Genomic DNA, 16,431 nt, shown 5'->3' with positions numbered 1-16,431 from the left:
GGGCCCCGGAGCCGCCGTCCGAGGACGGCGGCACGCCACCGGAGTCCGGCGGCACCGAGCGGCCGGCCGGGCCCGCCGGGCCGGCGTCCGGGCTGCCGAGCCGCGCCCCGGGCCGCACCGCCCACCCCTCACCGCCCGCCCGTACGCCCCGCCGCGCGGACGCCGGACACGGCCTGCACGGCGGCTCGCAGCACACTCCCCCGCCCGGCCGGAAAGGCGGCCGCCCGGCGATGTCCGTACGCGCCCCCCGAAGGCAAGGCCGTCACCGACGCGCTCGCCCTCTCCCGCGCCCTGCGCCCACTCCAGCAGCAGCGCCCGAGCCCGGTCCGTACGGAGGTCGACGAGGCCGCGACGGTCGACGCGATGGCCGAGACCGGGCTCCCGGACGTCGCGATCCTCCCGGCCCGCGAACGCTGGCTGGATCTGGCCCTGGTCATCGACGACGGCACGTCCATGCTGCTGTGGCAGCGGCTCTGCGGCGAGCTGCGCGGCGTGCTGGAACGACTCGGCGCCTTCCGGGACGTCCGCGTGTACGGGCTGCACACCCGCGGCGGCGGACGGCCTGCGCTGCGCGGCAGCCCGTTCGGGGACGGCCCGGCCAACGGCGATCCGGCGGTGCTCGCCGACCCCTCCGGCGCCACGATGGTGCTCGTCGTCACCGACGGCATCGGCTCGGCGTGGCGCAGCGGCCTCATGACGGACGTGCTCGCCGGGTGGGGCCAGTGCGGCCCGACCGCCGTGCTCCAGGTGCTGCCGCCGCAGATGTGGAAGGGCTCGGGGGTACGCGCCGACCGGTGGGAGGTCACCTCGCGCGGCCGGGCCTCGGCCAACGCCACCTGGCAGGTCACCGCCTCCGGACTGCCGCCGGAGCTGGCCTCCTTCCGGGGCGTGCCGATCCCCGTACTGGCCCCGCGCCCGGCCTCGGTCGCGGAGTGGGCCCGGCTGGTCGCCTCGCCCGGCGGCACGGCCGTACTGCCCCTGCTGCGCACCGCGCCGGCGGCGGACGACGGGCTCGGCGAGGTCACCGCCGCGGCGTCCGCTCCGCCGCCGGGCGCCGACGCCGCGGCCTCGGCCGTGCTGCGCTTCCGGGACACCGTCTCGCCCGAGGCGTACCGTCTCGCCGCCCACCTCGCGGCGCTCGCACCGGTGTCGGTGCCGGCCATGCGGCTGGTGCAGGAGTCGGTGCCCTGGCCGGCCGAGACCGCGCACCTCGCGGAGGTCTTCTCCGGAGGGCTGCTGCGCGCGGTGCCGCGCCCGGCGGAGTACGACGTGCCCGAGCGGCTGCGGCAGTTCGACTTCCCCGCCGCGACGAAGGCCATACTGTTCGACACCGTCCCCACCGCCGAACTGCTGGAGACCGGGCTGACGGTGGGCCGCCGGATGGACGAACTGGTCGGCCGCTCCCCCGACTTCCCCGCCTGGCTCGCCCACCCGCACGGCCCCGACCGGCTGCCGGCCCACGCCAGGGCCTTCGCCTGGGTGAACGACGCGCTGCTGGTCCGGCTGGGGATCGGACGCGCCGACACCACCCTGCCGCGGCGGCCGGCGCACGCGCCCTGGCAGGAGACCCCGGCGGACACCGGCCGGCCCCGCGTCACCCCGCCGTCGCCCGTCCGTGTCCCCCCGGCCGCCGCCAGGCAGCCGGCGCGCGGCGTCCTCCCCGGCCCGCGCGTCCCCGACGGCGCCGCCTCCGTACCCTGGCCCGGTGCCGTACCCCTGGACGGCGCGCGCGGTGAGCTGCTGCTGAAGGCGGCGGTGCTGGAATCGCTGGACCGCGGCCCGCACGCGCACAGCGAGCTGCCCTCCTATCTCTTCCTCGCGCCGCCCGGCGGCGGCAAGACGACGCTGCTGCGGCAGCTGGCGGCGCGCGCCCAGGAGCTGGGCGCGCCGCTGGCCTGGCTGGACCTGGACGGCCCGGACGGCACGTACGCCTCGGTCACCGAACTGGCGCTGGAGGCCGCCCGCCAGTTCCACCTGCCCGTCCCCCGGCAGCCGGCGCTCACCTTCCCCTCCTTCGCCGGGCTGCTCATCGCCTTCGCCCTGGCGCCCGCGCCGCGGCCGCTGCGGGAGCTGGGCGAGGCGGCACGCGGCGTGCTCGGGCGCTTCCCGCTCGGCGACATCGCCGGGACCGTGCGCAAGGGCCTGCAGACCGGCCTCGACGCGCTCGCCGACGGGCAGCCGCCGCCCGGCATCGGGACGCTGCTGCCGCTGATCGGCGAGCCGCGGCTGCGGCTGCGGTCCCTGGAGCGGGCGCTGGCCGCGGTCGCCCGGCGCAGCGGCGGCACCCACCGCGACCTGCTGGAGCACCTGCGGCGGCAGCTCGCGGGCCGCCCGGGCGACGCGGGGATCGTCGACGAGGTGCTGCTCCGGGCACTGCTGTCGGACCTGCGGACGGCCTACCGAGACGGCTCCCCGCACCGGCGCGCCACGCACTGCCTGCTGCTGCTGGACAACGCCGACTGCCCGGTGGGCGAGGAGTTCCTCCAGGCGCTGGCCGAGGCGCGGGCGCTGGACAGCGGGTTCACCCCGGCCTGGGACCCGCTGCTGGCCGTGGCCACCGCCGGGACCGTGCCCCGGCAGGTCGACCCGGAGCAGCTGGCCGGGCCCGACCTGCGGTACCAGCTCACCCACTGGCGGCTGACGCACCGTCAAGAGACCCGGACGGCGGACGACCTGGTGGTCGCGCAGCTCGCCGGGGCGTCCCTGGAGGAGGTCACCGAGCTGGCCGCCGAGATGCTGGACAGCACCCGCGGCCTGCCCCGGCCACCCGTCGCGCGCCCGGCTGCCTGGCTCGGCCGCCTCGTGCACGACCTGACGCGCGGCCACCCCGGCGCGGTCGCCGCGCTGCTGGACGCGCTGCCCCTCTTCCCCGAGGACACCGACTGGGCGTACCGGCTGCGCAGGCTGCTCACCCCGGCCGGACAGCGGCCCGACGGCGACGGCTGGGACCTCGCCGGGGACCTGCTCGACACACTGCTCCGGGACGTGCCTCCGGAGGTCCGGGAGCTGCTGCCGCGGGCCGCCGCCGCGGTCGACCTGGACCACGCCTTCACCGCCTGGGGGCTGTGGGGCGACACCGGCACGGGCACGCAGGGCGCGCTGGCGCACTTCCGTTCGCACGGCCTGCTCACCCCGCCGGTGCAGGACAGCCAGTCCGACCAGCTGCACCCCTTGCTGCGCCACCTGCTCCTGCGCGATCTGGCGGGGCGGCCGGAGAACGACGCGTTCACCTGGTGGCACGCGCACGACGCACTGCGGCTGCGGGCCCGCGACCACGGCCAGGGCGCGGTCGCCGCGTACCACGCGCTGGCACTGGGCGACCTGCCCGCCGCAGCCGCGTTCCTCGGCCGGGTCTTCGAAGGGACGACCGACCCGGCCGCCAGGAACGAGGCGTTCGACCTGGTCCGGCGTGCGCCCGTGCGCGACTACGTCCTCTTCTCCGAGGACTCACCGGTCCGCAGGTACCACCGCCTCGTCCGCCCGTTCGCCCAGTCCGACCCGTCGGTGCTGATGGCACGGGCCCTGAGCGCCGCCTGGCTCGGCCCGGAGCCGGCCCGGCCCCCGGCCGGCCCGCCGGCGGCCGCCGACCGCCCCGGCGCCCTGCCCGGCCACCCCTACTTCGACCCGCTGACCGACCCGTACGGCACCCTGCTCCCCGCCCTGACGAACGCCCTCGCCGTCCTCGACGTCCGCTACCCGGGCGGCTGGGGCACGGCCTGCGCGGCCCGCTACGACCCGGACGGCTGACGCCGCGCCGGGGCGGCGGGCGCCGGGGTCACTTCATCCATTCGTCCTCGTACTTCTCGTACGTGCCGTCGTGCGTCGCCAGGTGGACGAACTGGTCGACGTACTCCTTGAACTGGGTGTCCTTGCGCGGCAGTGCGTAGGCCTTCTCGGCGAAGGTGAAGGGCTTGTCCGGGTGCACGGAGCACAGTTCGGGGTGCAGCTTCGACTGATAGAGGGTTTCGCTGGCGTCGGTCATCATCACGTCGGCCCGGCCCTCGACGATCTCGTCGAAGATCGTGTTGTTGTCGTTGTGGACCTTGATCTTCGCCTTCTCGATGTGGGCCCTGGCGAACTCCTCGTTGGTCCCGCCCGGGTTCACGACGACCGTCGTCTCCGGCTCGTCGATGTCCTTCAGCGTGCGGTACTTCTTCTTGTCCTCGCAGCGCACGATCGGCGTCTTGCCGTCCGTGCGGGTCGGCTCGCTGAAGGCGAGCTTGCGGGCGCGCGGCAGGGTGATCGAGACGCCGCCCACGGCTATGTCGCAGCGTCCGCCGTCGAGGTCGGCGACCAGGCTCGCCCAGGTGGTGGGCACGAACGTCGCCTTGGCGTCCAGGCTCTTCGCCAGGTCCCGCGCCATGTCGATGTCGATGCCGCTGTACTTCTCGGTCTTACGGTCGTAGGACGTGAAGGGGCGGTAGTCGCCGGTGGTGCAGACCCGCAGGGTGCCGCGGCGCGGGACGGTGTCCAGGAGGCTGGGCGCGGGCTCGGCCACCACCTTCTTCTTCGTGGCCTTCGCCGCCGGCGCGGCGGACGCGTCCGGCGAGGCGTCGCCGGCGAAGGCGGTGGGCGCGGCGGCGGTGGCGGCGAGAAGGCAGGCGAGGGCGGACAGCGTGACGGCACGCTTCATGGCGGACTCCTGATGCGGCGGGGGCTGCGGGCAAGCTCAAGGGCCGGCCTGGCCGACCGGGCCAGGCAAGATCAAGAGCTTAAGCCCGCACCGCCTTTCAGCGCACGCGTACCGGGAGGCGGACGGGGCCGCGCATGAGGATGCCGGGCCGCCAGGCCAGCGTGCCGGGGTCGGCGTCCAGGGCCAGGTCCGGGCAGCGTTCCAGGAGGGTGCGGACGGCGATCCGGCCCTCCAGGCGGGCCAGCGGGGCGCCGAGGCAGTAGTGGATGCCGTGCCCGAAGGCCAGGTGGCCGCGGGTGTCGCGGGTGATGTCGAAACGGTCGGCGGTCTCGAACCGGGCAGCGTCCCGCGCGGCCGAGGACAGCCCGACGACCACCGTGTCCCCGGCGGGCAGCACCGTGCCGCCGATCTCCACCGGCTCGCCGGCGTACCGCCAGGTGCTGGTCTCCACGGGCCCGTCGTACCGCAGCATCTCCTCGACGGCGTTGTCGAGCAGACCGAAGTCGGCACGGAGCGCGGCGAGCTGGTCCGGATGGCGGAGCAGCGCGAGCACGCCGTTGGCGATCAATCCCACGGTGGTTTCGTGACCGGCCACGAGCAGGAGGAAGGCCATGCCCACCAGTTCCTCGCCGGAGAGCCGGTCGCCGTCCTCGTCGGTGGTCCGGACGAGCGTGCTGAAGAGGTCGGGGCCCGGGGAGCGCCGCTTGGCCTCGACGAGCTGTGCCATGTAGCGGGCGAGCTCGGCCTCCGCGCCGTTCCCGCCGTCCCTGCCGGACGGCCCGTTCGCGGTGACGAACGCGTTCGACCAGTGCCGGAAACGTTCCCGGTCCAGGTCCGGCACGCCGAGCAGCTCGCAGATCACCGTCATGGGCAGCGGGTAGGCGAGCGATTCGACGAGGTCGGCGCGGCCGTCCTGCGCCGCCTTCGCCAGCATGGTGTCGATCAGGCCGTCGGTGATCTGCTGGACGGCCGGGCGCAGCGCGTCGACGGCACCGGGGGTGAAGGCCCTGCTGACCAGTCTCCGCAGCCGGGTGTGGCGTGGCGGGTCGCTCTGCAGCATGTTGGCGAGGAGCTGGCCGGCGCCTGCCGCCGGCTGCCACTGCGGGTGGGCGGACCAGTCCTTTCTCAGCCGTGGGTCCACGAGGGCGGCTCTGGCCTCGTCGTGGCCGACGATCAGCCAGACCTCCTGGCCGTCGGACAGCCGCACCCGGTGCACCGGGCCCCGGGCGCGGAGTGCGGCGTAGTGCGGGTGCGGGTCGCTGTTGAAGTCCGGTACGAGCGTGTCGAGTTCGACGATGTCGGTCACGTGTGCTCCCCCTTGCCGCCGGGCCACCGGTAATTCGGTTGGTCACGTCCGGCACACGAGGCTACGGTGGTGTCATGCCTCACCACCAGATCTACGGCTGACACCGCCCCGGCGGCGGTTCCGTCCCGCCGCGCCGCCCGCCCGCGCCCGCATTCGCCCTGGCGCCGGGCCGCTGTGTCCTGCCCTCCGTAGACCTGAAGTGAGTGATCTTTCATGACCTCTCGTACGTCTCGTACCTCCCGTACCTCCGGTACGTCGCCGCGCCGTGCGCACATCGCGATGATCGGTAATCCCGTCATCAGCCACACCCTCCCCGGCATCGAGATCATCCGGGAGCTGGTGGCCCGCGGCCATCGCGTCACGTACGCCAACGACCCGTTCCTGGGCGACCTGGTGACCGCGACCGGCGCCGAGCTGCGCCCGTACCGCTCCACCCTGCCCCCGGTGACCGGCGGCACCTGGCCCGAGGACCCGGTCGGGGGGATGACCGTCTTCCTCGACGACGCCGTCCAGATGCTGCCGCAGCTGCACGAGCTGTACGACGACGACCCCGCCGACCTGTACCTGTACGACATCGGCGGCTACGCGGGCCGCGCGCTCGCCGAGTCCCAGGGGCGGCCCACGCTCCAGCTCTCGCCCACGTACGTGGGGTGGAGCGGCACGGGCGAGGACGACATCGACGCGCAGATCCGGGCACTCCCCGGGGCCGACGCGTACTTCGCGAAGTTCGCCGACTGGCTGGCCGGCAACGGGGCCACGACGCGGGAACCCGGCGAGTTCTCCGGGCGCCCCGCGCGGGCGGTGGCGATGATCCCGCGGGCCATGCAGCCGCACGCCGACAAGGTCGACACCGAAGCGGTGACCTTCGTCGGGCCCTGTTTCGGCGACCGGAGCGACCAGGGCACCTGGACCCGCCCCGCGGACGCCGGGAAGGTCCTGCTGATCTCGCTGGGCTCGGCCTACACCCGGCTGCCGGAGTTCTACCGGCGGTGCCTCGCGGCCTTCGGGGACCTGCCGGACTGGCACGTCGTCCTGCAGATCGGGAAGCACACCGACCCGGCGGAGCTGGGCACGGTCCCGTCGAACGTCGAAGTGCATTCCTGGGTGCCTCAGTTGGCGATCCTGGAGCAGGCCGACGCGTTCGTCACGCACGCCGGGATGGGCGGCTCCAGTGAGGGGCTGTACGCGGGCCTGCCGATGATCGCGGTGCCGCAGAGCGCCGATCAGTTCGGCAACGCGGACCAGCTGGTGTCGCTGGGCGTGGCCCGGCGGATCGACACCGCGGACGCCACTCCTGAGGCGCTGCGCACCGCGCTGCTGACGCTGACCTCCGATCCGGAGGTGGCCCGGCGGTCGGCGGAGCTGCGTGCCGAGCTCCGCACCGAGGGCGGTACGGCGCGGGCCGCCGATGTCGCGGAGTCGTTGCTGCCCTGACCGGGCGGAGGGCCGGTGCCGGTCGGTACCGGCCCTCCCACGGCGCCGGCTCCGGGCCGCCACCTATCTCCAGCGCGCTGCCGGTGATCATGTCTTCCTGGCCGCCGGCCAGGCCCCGGCGGCCGGCCTCGGCCAGGACGCCGTGCCCCGCGCCCGCTTCCGCCCGGCCCAGCTCGCCCGGCCGTCCGCACGGCGGCCCTGGGGCTGTCACGGATGCTGCGCGGGGGCGTCCGAGCCCTACGTGCCTCAGGCGTCGTACAGGTCCAGTGAGCCGAGGCCCGGCGTCATGGACGGCGGGGCGGCGTCGGTGAGGAGCGGGAGGAGGGCGGCGGCGCGCTTGGTGACCGTGTCGCGGTCGCCGGCGGAGAGCGCGGAGCCCATGCCGACCGCGACCGCGCCGGCGGCGATCCACTCCGGGGCGTTCTCGACCGTCACCCCGCCCGTCGGCACCAGCGGCGCCTGCGGCAGCGCCGCGCGCACGTCCCTGAGCCAGCCGGGGCTGTGGCCGGAGGCCGGGAAGAGCTTCAGCGCGTCGGCGCCCAGCTCCAGGCCGTGGACGATCTCGGTGGGTGTGCTGACGCCGGCGAAGACCGGGACGCCGTACCGATGGCCCGTACGGATCACCTCGGCGTCCAGATGGGGCGAGACCAGGAAGCGGGCGCCCGCGTCCACGGCCATCCGTGCGGAGGCCGCGTCCAGGACCGTGCCCGCGCCTATGATCGCGTCGTCGCCCAGCTCACGCGTGAGCGTGGTGACCGCCTCCAGCGCGAACGGCGTGGTCAGAGAGATCTCCAGGCTGGTGATGCCGGCCGACAGCAGTGTGTCGGCGGTGGCGCTGGCCTCGTCGTAGGTCTCACTGCGGACGATGGCGAAAACGCGCTGAGCCAGTGCGGCCCGGGTGATCTCCCAGCGGTACACGACAGCTCGCCGCCCTTTCCTGATCCGTCCCGCACACGGCTTCGTGGCCGTGCCCCCCGGGAACTGTTCCGGTGCGCCGGTGGTCGGGCTCCGCCGCAGGTGGCCGCCTTGAGGCCACTTTCGCCGCCGATGCCCGCCCGGTCGCTGTTTCCACCGAAACGCTACCGGCAACGGCTGACAATCCCTCAGTGGGGGGTGCGCCCCGGATGTCTGGCGCCGCCCGCGGGCCCGGTACGCCGGAGTACGGGCCGTCGGGCGCGACTTCGGACGCGACGGGAAGCGGCCAGGGAACGCGGCGGCGGCCGGGGCGCACGCCCCGGCCGCCGCACTGGTCCCGGCCGCGTCAGCAGCCGCGGTCCACCAGGTCGAAGGTCTCGTAGTGGTCGGCGGTGTAGTAGTCCTCGTCGGTCTGCTCGCCGGTGACGATGCGGCGGGCGCCGCGGTCCGGGGAGCCCGGGGTCTCGACGGTGTACTCGTGGTAGTAGCCGCTGGGCTGCTGCGGCAGGACGCCTTCCCGGTTGGAGAAGACGCCGCCGTCCTGCGGATAGGGGTAGGGGCCGCCCTCGGCGATGAGGTCCAGCGTCTCGTGGGCCTCGGCGGGCAGCTTCGAGTAGCAGATGTCGCCGACGGCGGCCGCGTGGACGGGCGCGGCGTGCGACACCGCGGCGGCGGGAGCGGTGGCGGTGGGCGTCGCGGCGACGGCGGGGCCCGCGAGGAACAGGGCCGAGGCGAGGGCGCCGAGGGCGCCGATCCGGGTGATCCGTGGGGGGATTCTCATGGCGTACAGCATGACGCGCGTAGACATGTTCCTGTCAATGCAAGTGCCGGAAATTCGCCGGGAGTTCACAGGAGAAGGGCGGGCAGGGACGGCGGACCGGTGAGCGCGTCGCCGTTTTTGCCTCAGAGGCAAAACTTTTGCCCCTTCGGTCCGGTCTGGCTATACCAGAGTCATGACCGAACCTCTGGACCACGAGGCCGACAGCCCGGCCGAGGAGCTGCCCGTCGTCGCGCCACGCCTGCGTGACCTGCGGCGACGCGCCGGCCTCACGCTGGAGACCGCGGCCCGGCGGGTCGGTCTGTCCCCCGCGCACCTCTCCCGCCTGGAGACCGGGCGCCGCCAGCCTTCGCTGCCGATGCTGCTCTCCTTGGCGCGGACGTACGCCACCACGGTATCCGACCTGCTCGGCGAGACGGCACCGGAGCGGGAGCCCGTGTTCCGGGGCGCCGAGGCCGAGCCCTCGGAGGCCGGCGGCTGGACGTACTGGCCGATGGGCGGCGCCGGGCGGGCGATGCAGGCCCTGCGGGTCTTCGTCCCGGCGCACGACGGCCAGGCCGGGCTGGTGCGGGTGCACCCCGGCGAGGAGTGGCTGTACGTCCTCAAGGGGCGCCTGCGGCTCACCCTCGGCGAGACGGTACAGCTCCTGGACCCCGGGGACGCGGCGCACTTCGACTCGCTCACCCCGCACCGCATCGCCGCCGCCGACGGCAGCGGCGCGGAGCTCCTCTTCGTCCACACCCTCATGCAGAGCGCCACGGCCGAGCTGTGCCTGGGCGGCAGTGCCCGCCGCGGCCTGTGACCCGCTCCCCAGGAAGGACCAGCACCGTGACCGAGCAGCCCGCCTCCCCGCCGGCGTCCGCCGGGGCCCGCAGGAACGACGTCGAGGACCGGGCCCCGCGCGGCCTGTCCGTACGCGTCTTCCTCTACGTCGTCGGCACGCACGTCCTCCTGGCGTTCCTCAGCTTCATCGTGGTCATGCTGAGGTCCGCCACCTGAGGACACCTGAGGAGCCGCGCCGCGCCTACCGCGTCACCACCCCCGGGTAGAAGTCCCGCCGCCGGCCGCTGCCGTCCCTCAGCCGGTACAGCAGGCTCGACGGGTACTCCACGACCCAGTAGCTCGCCGTCGCGAACGGCACCGCCACCAGCAGGACGACCGCCACGGCGCCCCAGAAGCCGCCCGGGCGGCCCGGCAGCAGCCCCCACCGGAACAGCTGGAGCATGACCGGCTCGTGCCAGATGAAGAGGCTGTAGCTGACCAGGCCGAGGTGGGTGAGCCAGCGGGCCCGCAGCAGCCCGTGCCAGCGCACCGTGCCACGTACGTGCAGGACACCGAGGAGCAGCGCCACCCACAGCAGCGAGGCGAGCGGGTGGTAGAAGGTGAACGTGACGTTCTCCGGCCGGGAGTCCCAGGACAGCCAGTACACCCCGGCCACCGCCAGGACGGCGAGGGCCGTTCCCGGTACGGGCCGCAGCCGGCCCCGCCCGCCGAGCGCGACCGTCAGGACCGCGAGGCCCATGCCGGCCGCGAAGCCGCCGAACCGGGCCTGCGGGCCGAAGTACACCGTCCAGTCGGTGTGCGGGACGCCGTACCCGTACCGCGCGACGGCCACCCACACCACCGGCAGTACGAACAGCACCAGGCAGCCCCCGGCGCACACCGCGGCGCGCGCGCCGCGGCGGCGCAGCGGACGGCAGGCCCGTACGGCGAGCGGCCCCAGCGCGACGAGCACGAGGTAGAACGCGACTTCCAGGGACAGCGACCAGGCCGGGCCGAGGGTGTAGAAGATCTGCCGCTGGTCGAAGACGTGGGTGAAGGTGAGGTGCTCGGCCAGGTCGAGCCAGTTGCCGCCCGGGCCGGGGTTACGGCTCGCCCAGACGACGAGGACGGCGAGGAAGTACAGCGGGACGATCCGCACCGCACGGCGGAAGAGGAAGAGCCGGCCGGGGCGGGTGGTGCCGCCGTCGATCGCGGCCCGTGCGTACGAGAGCGTGAGCAGGTAGGCGGAGACCACGAAGAAGAAGTCGATGACTTCGAGGGAGAGCAGCGCGGCGAGGTACGGGCCGGCCACCGGCGGGTGCGCGCCGGCCGCGTCGTACACGTGGTACTGCTGCCAGACGTGGAAGACCACCGTGCTCAGCGCGGCGATACCGCGGAAGCCCTGAAGTTCCTTCGCCTTGCTCCGGACCGCCGTCGACTCCTCGCCGCGTGCACCGGATCGCGTCACCGTCACGGGCGCTCCCCCGCCGCCGCGGTCTGTGCGGCCGCCGCGCGCGGGGTGACCCGCCACCGCCGGTCCCCCAGCGCCTCCTTCACGCAGGCCTGGCGCGCGAGCAGGTTCTTGAAGTGTGTGTAGAAGAACGTCGAGAGGACCGCGTAGCTCCAGAACCAGCCGAGGCTGCGGCGCAGTTCGGGCGCGGCCAGCCGCCAGGCGAACGCCGCCTGCACCAGGCCCGCCGAGAGCGTGCAGGCCGTCGCCAGCAGACAGACCGGCACGGTCCAGTCCAGCCCGCCCGGGCCGCCGGCCTGCCACACCGCGTACATCAGGACGGGCAGCATCTGGAGCGTCAGCCAGGGCTGGACCTCGCGCCAGCCCAGCAGCACGAGCAGCCCGGCCTTCTGGCGGGGCGTGAACCGCGGCGACCGCAGGCTGCGCCACAGGTGCTTGAGCGAGACCTGGAGCCAGCCCTGCGCCCAGCGCGAGCGCTGGTTCCACAGCGGCTTGAGCATGGTGGGGGCCAGCTCCCGGGAGATCAGGGTGCGGTCGACGGCGAAGCGTGCGCCCTCGCCCAGCGCGCGCATCGTGGAGTCGATGTCCTCGGTGAGCATCGAGCCGTGCATACGGGTGCGGGCGAGCAGGTCGGTGCGCCAGAAGCCGTTGGAGCCGCCGAAGACGCCGAAGCCGTAGAGCCGGGTGCGGCCGGGGTGGCTGACCGCGTAGATCGCCTCGAACTCCACGGCCACCAGCTTCGCCACCCAGGAGCTGTCGCCGTTGCGTACCACGCAGTGGCCCTGGACGACGTCGTAGCCGTGCGAGAGCCAGTGCCAGGCGTGCCGGAAGGCGTCCCGGGCCGGGTGATGGTCCGCGTCGAAGATCCCGACGAACTCGCCGCGCACCCGGGTCACCGCCGCGTTGACGTTCTGCGCCTTGGAGGTGGAGCCCGCGACCGGCAGCAGCACCAGCCGGGGATCGCGCGCCGCGATCTCACGCAGGGTGTCCTCGATCGGCAGCGGGTGCGGCGTGTTGTACGCGAGCACCACCTCGAAGTCGTCGGGGTAGTCCAGGCGGAGGAAGGACTCCACGGTGTCGACGATGGTCGCGGCCTCGTTCGGCAGGTACGCGGCGATGATCGCGGCGGCGGGCGGGTACGGCTGCGCCGGCTTCTCCGGGCGGTGCGGCGCGTCCAGCGAGAAGAGGCACTCCACCACGATCAGCGCGGCCGAGACCAGCAGCCCGGCCACCACCACCCAGTACATCACCGAGCCCAGGTCCCAGCCCCAGCCGTACGTCTGCCGGTAGACGAGGAACGGCAGGCCCGCGCCGAGCAGCAGGACGGCCGGCGTGGACCAGGCCGTCAGACGGGCGCGGAGGGCGGCGCCGAAGGGGGTGCGGCGGCGGTGCGGGGCGCGCATCCAGGGGGCGTACGCCACCGGGCGCAGGTCACGGTGGCCGGCGGCCTCGGCGGCCGCGGCGAGGGCGTTCGCCATGGCCTGGTCGGGCCCGGTGCGGTCGGCGAGCGGCACGAAGCCGATGGCCGGGGTGAGCCGCACGTTCTCGTCGGCGACGACGAAGCGGGTGGCGGCGACGGCGTGCGCGAACTTCTCCAGACCGCGCCGGGCGGTCTCCTCGTCGACGCCGGGCAGCAGCATCAGCAGATGACCGGCCTCGTCCCGGCCGAAGCGGTCGCAGGTGCCGCCGAGCCGTTCCGCGACGCCGGCCAGCCGCTCGGCGACCTCGCGGCGCACGCGGTGGCCCAACCGGTGTTCCAGGGCGCTCATCTCGGCGACGGCGACCACGGCCATGACGCCCGAAGGGCCGGCGCGGCGCCCCGTGCCCGGGCGCCGGCACTCCCGGTCCAGCTCGTCCAGGAAGTGCCGGCGGGAGTACAGCCCGGTACGCGGATCCAGCAGCAGCTGTTCCACCGGTACGGGGACGCGGTGCAGCTTCGCCTCGATGCGGGCGGCGAGTTCGACCGGGTCGGAGCCGTCGGGGACGCAGTCGTCGGCACCGTGCCGCAGCAGGTCGGCGACCTCGGCGGGGCCGGACCCGGAGGTGACCATGACGAGCGGCAGCGCGCGGCCCGCGGGTGCCGCGCGGACCTCGCGGATCACCTCCAGGCCGCCGCGGTCGTCGGCCAGGGCGACCACGGCGTCCGGCGCGGTCTGCCGTACCTGCGTGCTCACCCGGCCCGGCACGACCTGCCGTACCTCGTGGCCGGTGGTTCGCAGGGTGTGCGTGAGCCGGTCGAGCCGGGGGCCCGGCATGCCGACGGCGAGTACCCGGCCGGCGACGGGGCCGGCCACGTTCACCGGTGGACTCAGCGTGCCGACGGACGAGTTGCCGGACAGGCCGGCTTCGTTCTCCGGGTGCGATATGAGCACCTTGTTGGTTCCTTCCTTGCGTGAGGCGCGCGAAGAACCGGGCCGGGCCGCGACATGGGCGGCCCCGGGCCCGGGCTGTTGTGGGTCTCTCAGCCGCGGTGGCCGGTTCTTCGGCGGGACACGCACGGGCCGGCGCAGCGGGCGCCGGCGCGGGAAGGACGTGCCTGGGGAATGCGCATCTGTGTGGTCCCATCCTGTGCGGATCGTGGGGGGAGGACCGGTTGTCCGGGTGATGTCCTGTCCGGGTGGTGCGTCGTGCTCACCGGCGCACGCGTGGGGGCGGACACCGGCTTCACCAGCCTCACCCGGCACTGTGACACCACACCTACGGATGCGTAACGCACTGATTAAGGACCCGTGTGCGCGGCCACGCGCTCACAGCGCGGCACGGACACGGGCGAACGCCTGGTCCAGGACCGCCGGATGGGCCGCGGCGTTGATCCGGAAGCAGCGGCCGTACCGCTCCCCGCCGAACGCCTCCCCCGGCAGTACGTGTACGCCGCCGCTGCGCAGCGCCTCGGCGAACCGTCCGGCGTGGTCGCCGTGCGGGAACCCCGCCCAGACCAGGTACGTGGCCTCCGGCGCCGGCACCTCGGCCGTCAGCGGAAGGTCCCGCAACGCCGTCAGGAGCTGCGTCACGCGCCGGGCGAGGTCGGCACGTCGAGGGCCGCCCAGTCGTACCGGCAGCCGCGCGCGTCCCGCGCCAGGGGAACCGGCAGCGGGGTGCGCCCGGCCTCCCGTACGACGGTGAACAGGTCGCCGTAGGCCGGGGTTTCGACGTATCACCGGGGAGCCGGGCGGCAGCTCCGGACGCAGCACCGTGCGCAGCCCGGCCGGCACGTCCGTGGTGCAGCGGACGGCCGCCACCGCGGCGCGGTGGTGCGTACGCAGACAGGTGCGGCAGGCCGCCGCCTGCTCCTCGCACAGCCCGTACCCCGTCTCCCCGAGCGCGACGGCCCGCTCCAGCGCGTCCCGCAGGAACGGGGACGTGCTGACGTCCATTTCGGCGACGCCCAGGCGCCTTGGAGCTCTTCCCCGGCGGCCGGTTCTTGAACACGGTACCCACGCTGGATCTTCCAGCAGGTGCTGAGCGAGGGCGGGCAGCGCCTGGTGCGCCGGCGCGTTGCACACCAGGTCGCCGTCCTGCGGTCCTTCCAGCGGGTAGGGGTGGAAGACGCTGTCGTGCTGGAAGCCCTCAGGATCGAGATGGATCACCTGCATGCCGCGGGCGCGGGCGGCGACCTGGCGGCGGTCCGCGTGCAGTCCGATCACCAGCAGCGCCTTGGCGCCGTCGACGAACTCCACGTCGGGGACCATCTGGTCGTAACGGCGGACGAAACATTCGGCCAGTCCGGCGCGGGCGGCGAGCACGTCGAAGTTGTGGGTGAGGACCGGGCCGGTCATGTACCCGGCGTCGTGCAGCTCCTTCAGCGCGTGCAGGGCGGGGTGGGGCGGGCCTGGAAGCAGGCGCGGTACATCTCCACGTATTCCTCGGTCTTCTCCTCCGAGGAGGTGAGGAACTCCCGCAGCAGCGGGTCGTCCTGCGGACGCAGGACGAAGTCGTGGGTGCCGGGGCGTCGTCCTCCCGGGTGGTGACTCGATAGATCTCGTGCAGCCGGTGCAGGGCGGGGATGCCGGCCTCCCAGCTCGTGCCGCACCCGATCTCGACCTGGAAGGGCAGGTAGTCGGCCAGCGGCGACAGGTCGGGGATGCGCTGGAAAGTGCCAGGGGTGGCCTTGTGGCGGATGCCGCTGGCCAGCACCTCCCACGGGCGGCGGCGCAGTGCCGGCGGCGGGGCATAGTCGGCGGAGGTGATCTGCACGTCCAGGGAGGTGTATCCGCCTGGCAGGATGTGGCCCGCGCGGAGGTCTTCGGGGTGCGGGCGGGTGTGCAGCATCCGGTGTGACGTGCAGGTCGCTGTGCGTGAACGTGCTTCCCCCGGCGTCCAGCCGCCGTCGCGCAGGGCGGCGCGGACCGCGTCCCAGTGCACGTCGATCTCCTCAGCCGGTGCGGCGGCGTGGTGGTACAGGTACAACTGGCGCAGCGCCAGCGCGGATGCGCCGGTGGTGGGGGCGAGCCCGTACCGGTAGCGGTAGTGCACCATGCGGCGCCGTGCGTCGCCGGACTGCCACGCGGACTGTGTGGCGGTCTCCTGCTGCTGGGTGCGGCGCCAGATTCCTTCCTCTACGTCGCGGGGCCGGTCGGCGCCGGAGGTAGCGAAGTGCCTGTGCCACAGCTGTTCCTGCTCGGGAGTGAGCTGGTCGACCACGATGAAAGGCATGTCCATGAGGGGACCTCTCGCTGTGAGGAGGAGTTGTACTCCAGGCCCGGGCGCTGGTGCTCGCTGCGGCCGGGACCACTACAGCACCAGGTCCGCCCGGAGGCTGCCCAGCCGGTGAAGCACGGCGCACGGCGGCGAACCACAGCAGCAGGCCCCGGTGGGGGCCCGGCGAAAACCCGGCGAATTGCGCGATGCTGTTCCTGTCGGCTGGCGCGCCCCGTAGGCTCAACAGTTTCGATGGTCATGGCGGAAGGGCCCGGAATCGGACAGGCCGGGAAGCGGCTGCCCAAGCAGCCGAATGTGCTCCTGAGTGACTTAATGGAACGCGCGGAGCTGTCCAATGCCCAGCTCGCGCAGAAGGTGACCGCGCGGCACGGGCTGCGGGGCACCGGCACATCAATCCTGATGAAAGCCGGGTGCGGCGCTGGCGACGCGGCGAACACCCGAGGGCGCCCGTGCCGCAGCTGATCGCGGATGTG

Annotated in this window: 11 protein-coding genes and 2 pseudogenes; 5 read left to right on the top strand and 8 right to left on the bottom strand. The window is 74.0% G+C overall.

Annotated elements, in window-relative coordinates:
• Window positions 1–42: 42 nt before the first annotated feature.
• Window positions 43–3,747 (top strand): annotated as a pseudogene (locus AAC944_RS28595) (SAV_2336 N-terminal domain-related protein); the annotation flags it as partial.
• A 28-nt stretch (window positions 3,748–3,775) separates the two neighbouring features.
• On the opposite strand, the gene AAC944_RS28590 reads toward AAC944_RS28595, so the two are convergent.
• Together AAC944_RS28590 and AAC944_RS28585 are read right to left on the bottom strand one after the other, a co-directional pair.
• Window positions 3,776–4,633, bottom strand: a complete 858-nt coding sequence (locus AAC944_RS28590) for a transporter substrate-binding domain-containing protein (protein ID WP_030613258.1) — start codon at window positions 4,631–4,633, stop codon at window positions 3,776–3,778.
• Window positions 4,634–4,730: 97 nt separating this feature from the next.
• Window positions 4,731–5,939 carry a cytochrome P450 family protein gene (locus AAC944_RS28585; protein ID WP_030613260.1) on the bottom strand — a complete coding sequence of 403 codons (1,209 nt, stop codon included), beginning with the start codon at window positions 5,937–5,939 and terminating at the stop codon, window positions 4,731–4,733.
• A gap of 213 nt (window positions 5,940–6,152) precedes the next feature.
• Here AAC944_RS28585 and AAC944_RS28580 point away from each other — a divergent pair, with 213 nt between their 5' ends.
• Complete coding sequence (locus AAC944_RS28580) at window positions 6,153–7,373, top strand: macrolide family glycosyltransferase (protein WP_078888495.1); 1,221 nt, start codon at window positions 6,153–6,155, stop codon at window positions 7,371–7,373.
• 246 nt (window positions 7,374–7,619) lie between these two features.
• Here the strand turns inward: AAC944_RS28580 and AAC944_RS28575 are convergent, their stop codons facing one another.
• On the bottom strand, window positions 7,620–8,291 hold the full coding sequence (locus tag AAC944_RS28575; RefSeq protein ID WP_030613264.1) for a bifunctional 4-hydroxy-2-oxoglutarate aldolase/2-dehydro-3-deoxy-phosphogluconate aldolase: 672 nt from the start codon (window positions 8,289–8,291) through the stop codon (window positions 7,620–7,622).
• Window positions 8,292–8,634: 343 nt separating this feature from the next.
• Complete coding sequence (locus AAC944_RS28570; RefSeq protein ID WP_030613267.1) at window positions 8,635–9,069, bottom strand: ribonuclease domain-containing protein; 435 nt, start codon at window positions 9,067–9,069, stop codon at window positions 8,635–8,637.
• A gap of 172 nt (window positions 9,070–9,241) precedes the next feature.
• Here AAC944_RS28570 and AAC944_RS28565 point away from each other — a divergent pair, with 172 nt between their 5' ends.
• Together AAC944_RS28565 and AAC944_RS28560 are read left to right on the top strand one after the other, a co-directional pair.
• Window positions 9,242–9,868 carry a helix-turn-helix domain-containing protein gene (locus tag AAC944_RS28565; RefSeq protein ID WP_030613270.1) on the top strand — a complete coding sequence of 209 codons (627 nt, stop codon included), beginning with the start codon at window positions 9,242–9,244 and terminating at the stop codon, window positions 9,866–9,868.
• A gap of 26 nt (window positions 9,869–9,894) precedes the next feature.
• Complete coding sequence (locus AAC944_RS28560) at window positions 9,895–10,065, top strand: DUF6126 family protein (protein ID WP_196942944.1); 171 nt, start codon at window positions 9,895–9,897, stop codon at window positions 10,063–10,065.
• 25 nt (window positions 10,066–10,090) lie between these two features.
• Here the strand turns inward: AAC944_RS28560 and AAC944_RS28555 are convergent, their stop codons facing one another.
• The 4 genes from AAC944_RS28555 to AAC944_RS36600 all read right to left on the bottom strand — a co-directional run bounded on the left by AAC944_RS28555 (window position 10,091) and on the right by AAC944_RS36600 (window position 15,329).
• Complete coding sequence (locus AAC944_RS28555; protein WP_368396487.1) at window positions 10,091–11,302, bottom strand: acyltransferase family protein; 1,212 nt, start codon at window positions 11,300–11,302, stop codon at window positions 10,091–10,093.
• Window positions 11,299–13,671 carry a glycosyltransferase gene (locus tag AAC944_RS28550; protein ID WP_368396486.1) on the bottom strand — a complete coding sequence of 791 codons (2,373 nt, stop codon included), beginning with the start codon at window positions 13,669–13,671 and terminating at the stop codon, window positions 11,299–11,301. The genes AAC944_RS28555 and AAC944_RS28550 overlap by 4 nt, the downstream gene beginning before the upstream one ends.
• Window positions 13,672–14,046: 375 nt before the next feature.
• The gene (locus AAC944_RS28545; RefSeq protein ID WP_063759917.1) at window positions 14,047–15,075 is read right to left on the bottom strand and encodes an aminotransferase class I/II-fold pyridoxal phosphate-dependent enzyme; all 1,029 of its coding nucleotides are present in this window, start codon (window positions 15,073–15,075) and stop codon (window positions 14,047–14,049) included.
• A 23-nt stretch (window positions 15,076–15,098) separates the two neighbouring features.
• Window positions 15,099–15,329 carry a hypothetical protein gene (locus AAC944_RS36600; protein WP_490368271.1) on the bottom strand — a complete coding sequence of 77 codons (231 nt, stop codon included), beginning with the start codon at window positions 15,327–15,329 and terminating at the stop codon, window positions 15,099–15,101.
• Between the two features lie 1,039 nt (window positions 15,330–16,368).
• On the opposite strand from AAC944_RS36600, the pseudogene AAC944_RS36595 reads away from it, so the two are divergent.
• A pseudogene (locus AAC944_RS36595) lies at window positions 16,369–16,422 on the top strand (hypothetical protein); the annotation flags it as partial.
• Window positions 16,423–16,431: the final 9 nt, after the last annotated feature.

The organism is Streptomyces sclerotialus (assembly GCF_040907265.1).
Classification (GTDB): Bacteria; Actinomycetota; Actinomycetes; order Streptomycetales; family Streptomycetaceae; genus Streptomyces; species Streptomyces sclerotialus.
The sequence above is the reverse complement of the archived record's forward strand: the minus strand, read 5'-3'. Positions and strand labels throughout refer to the sequence as shown.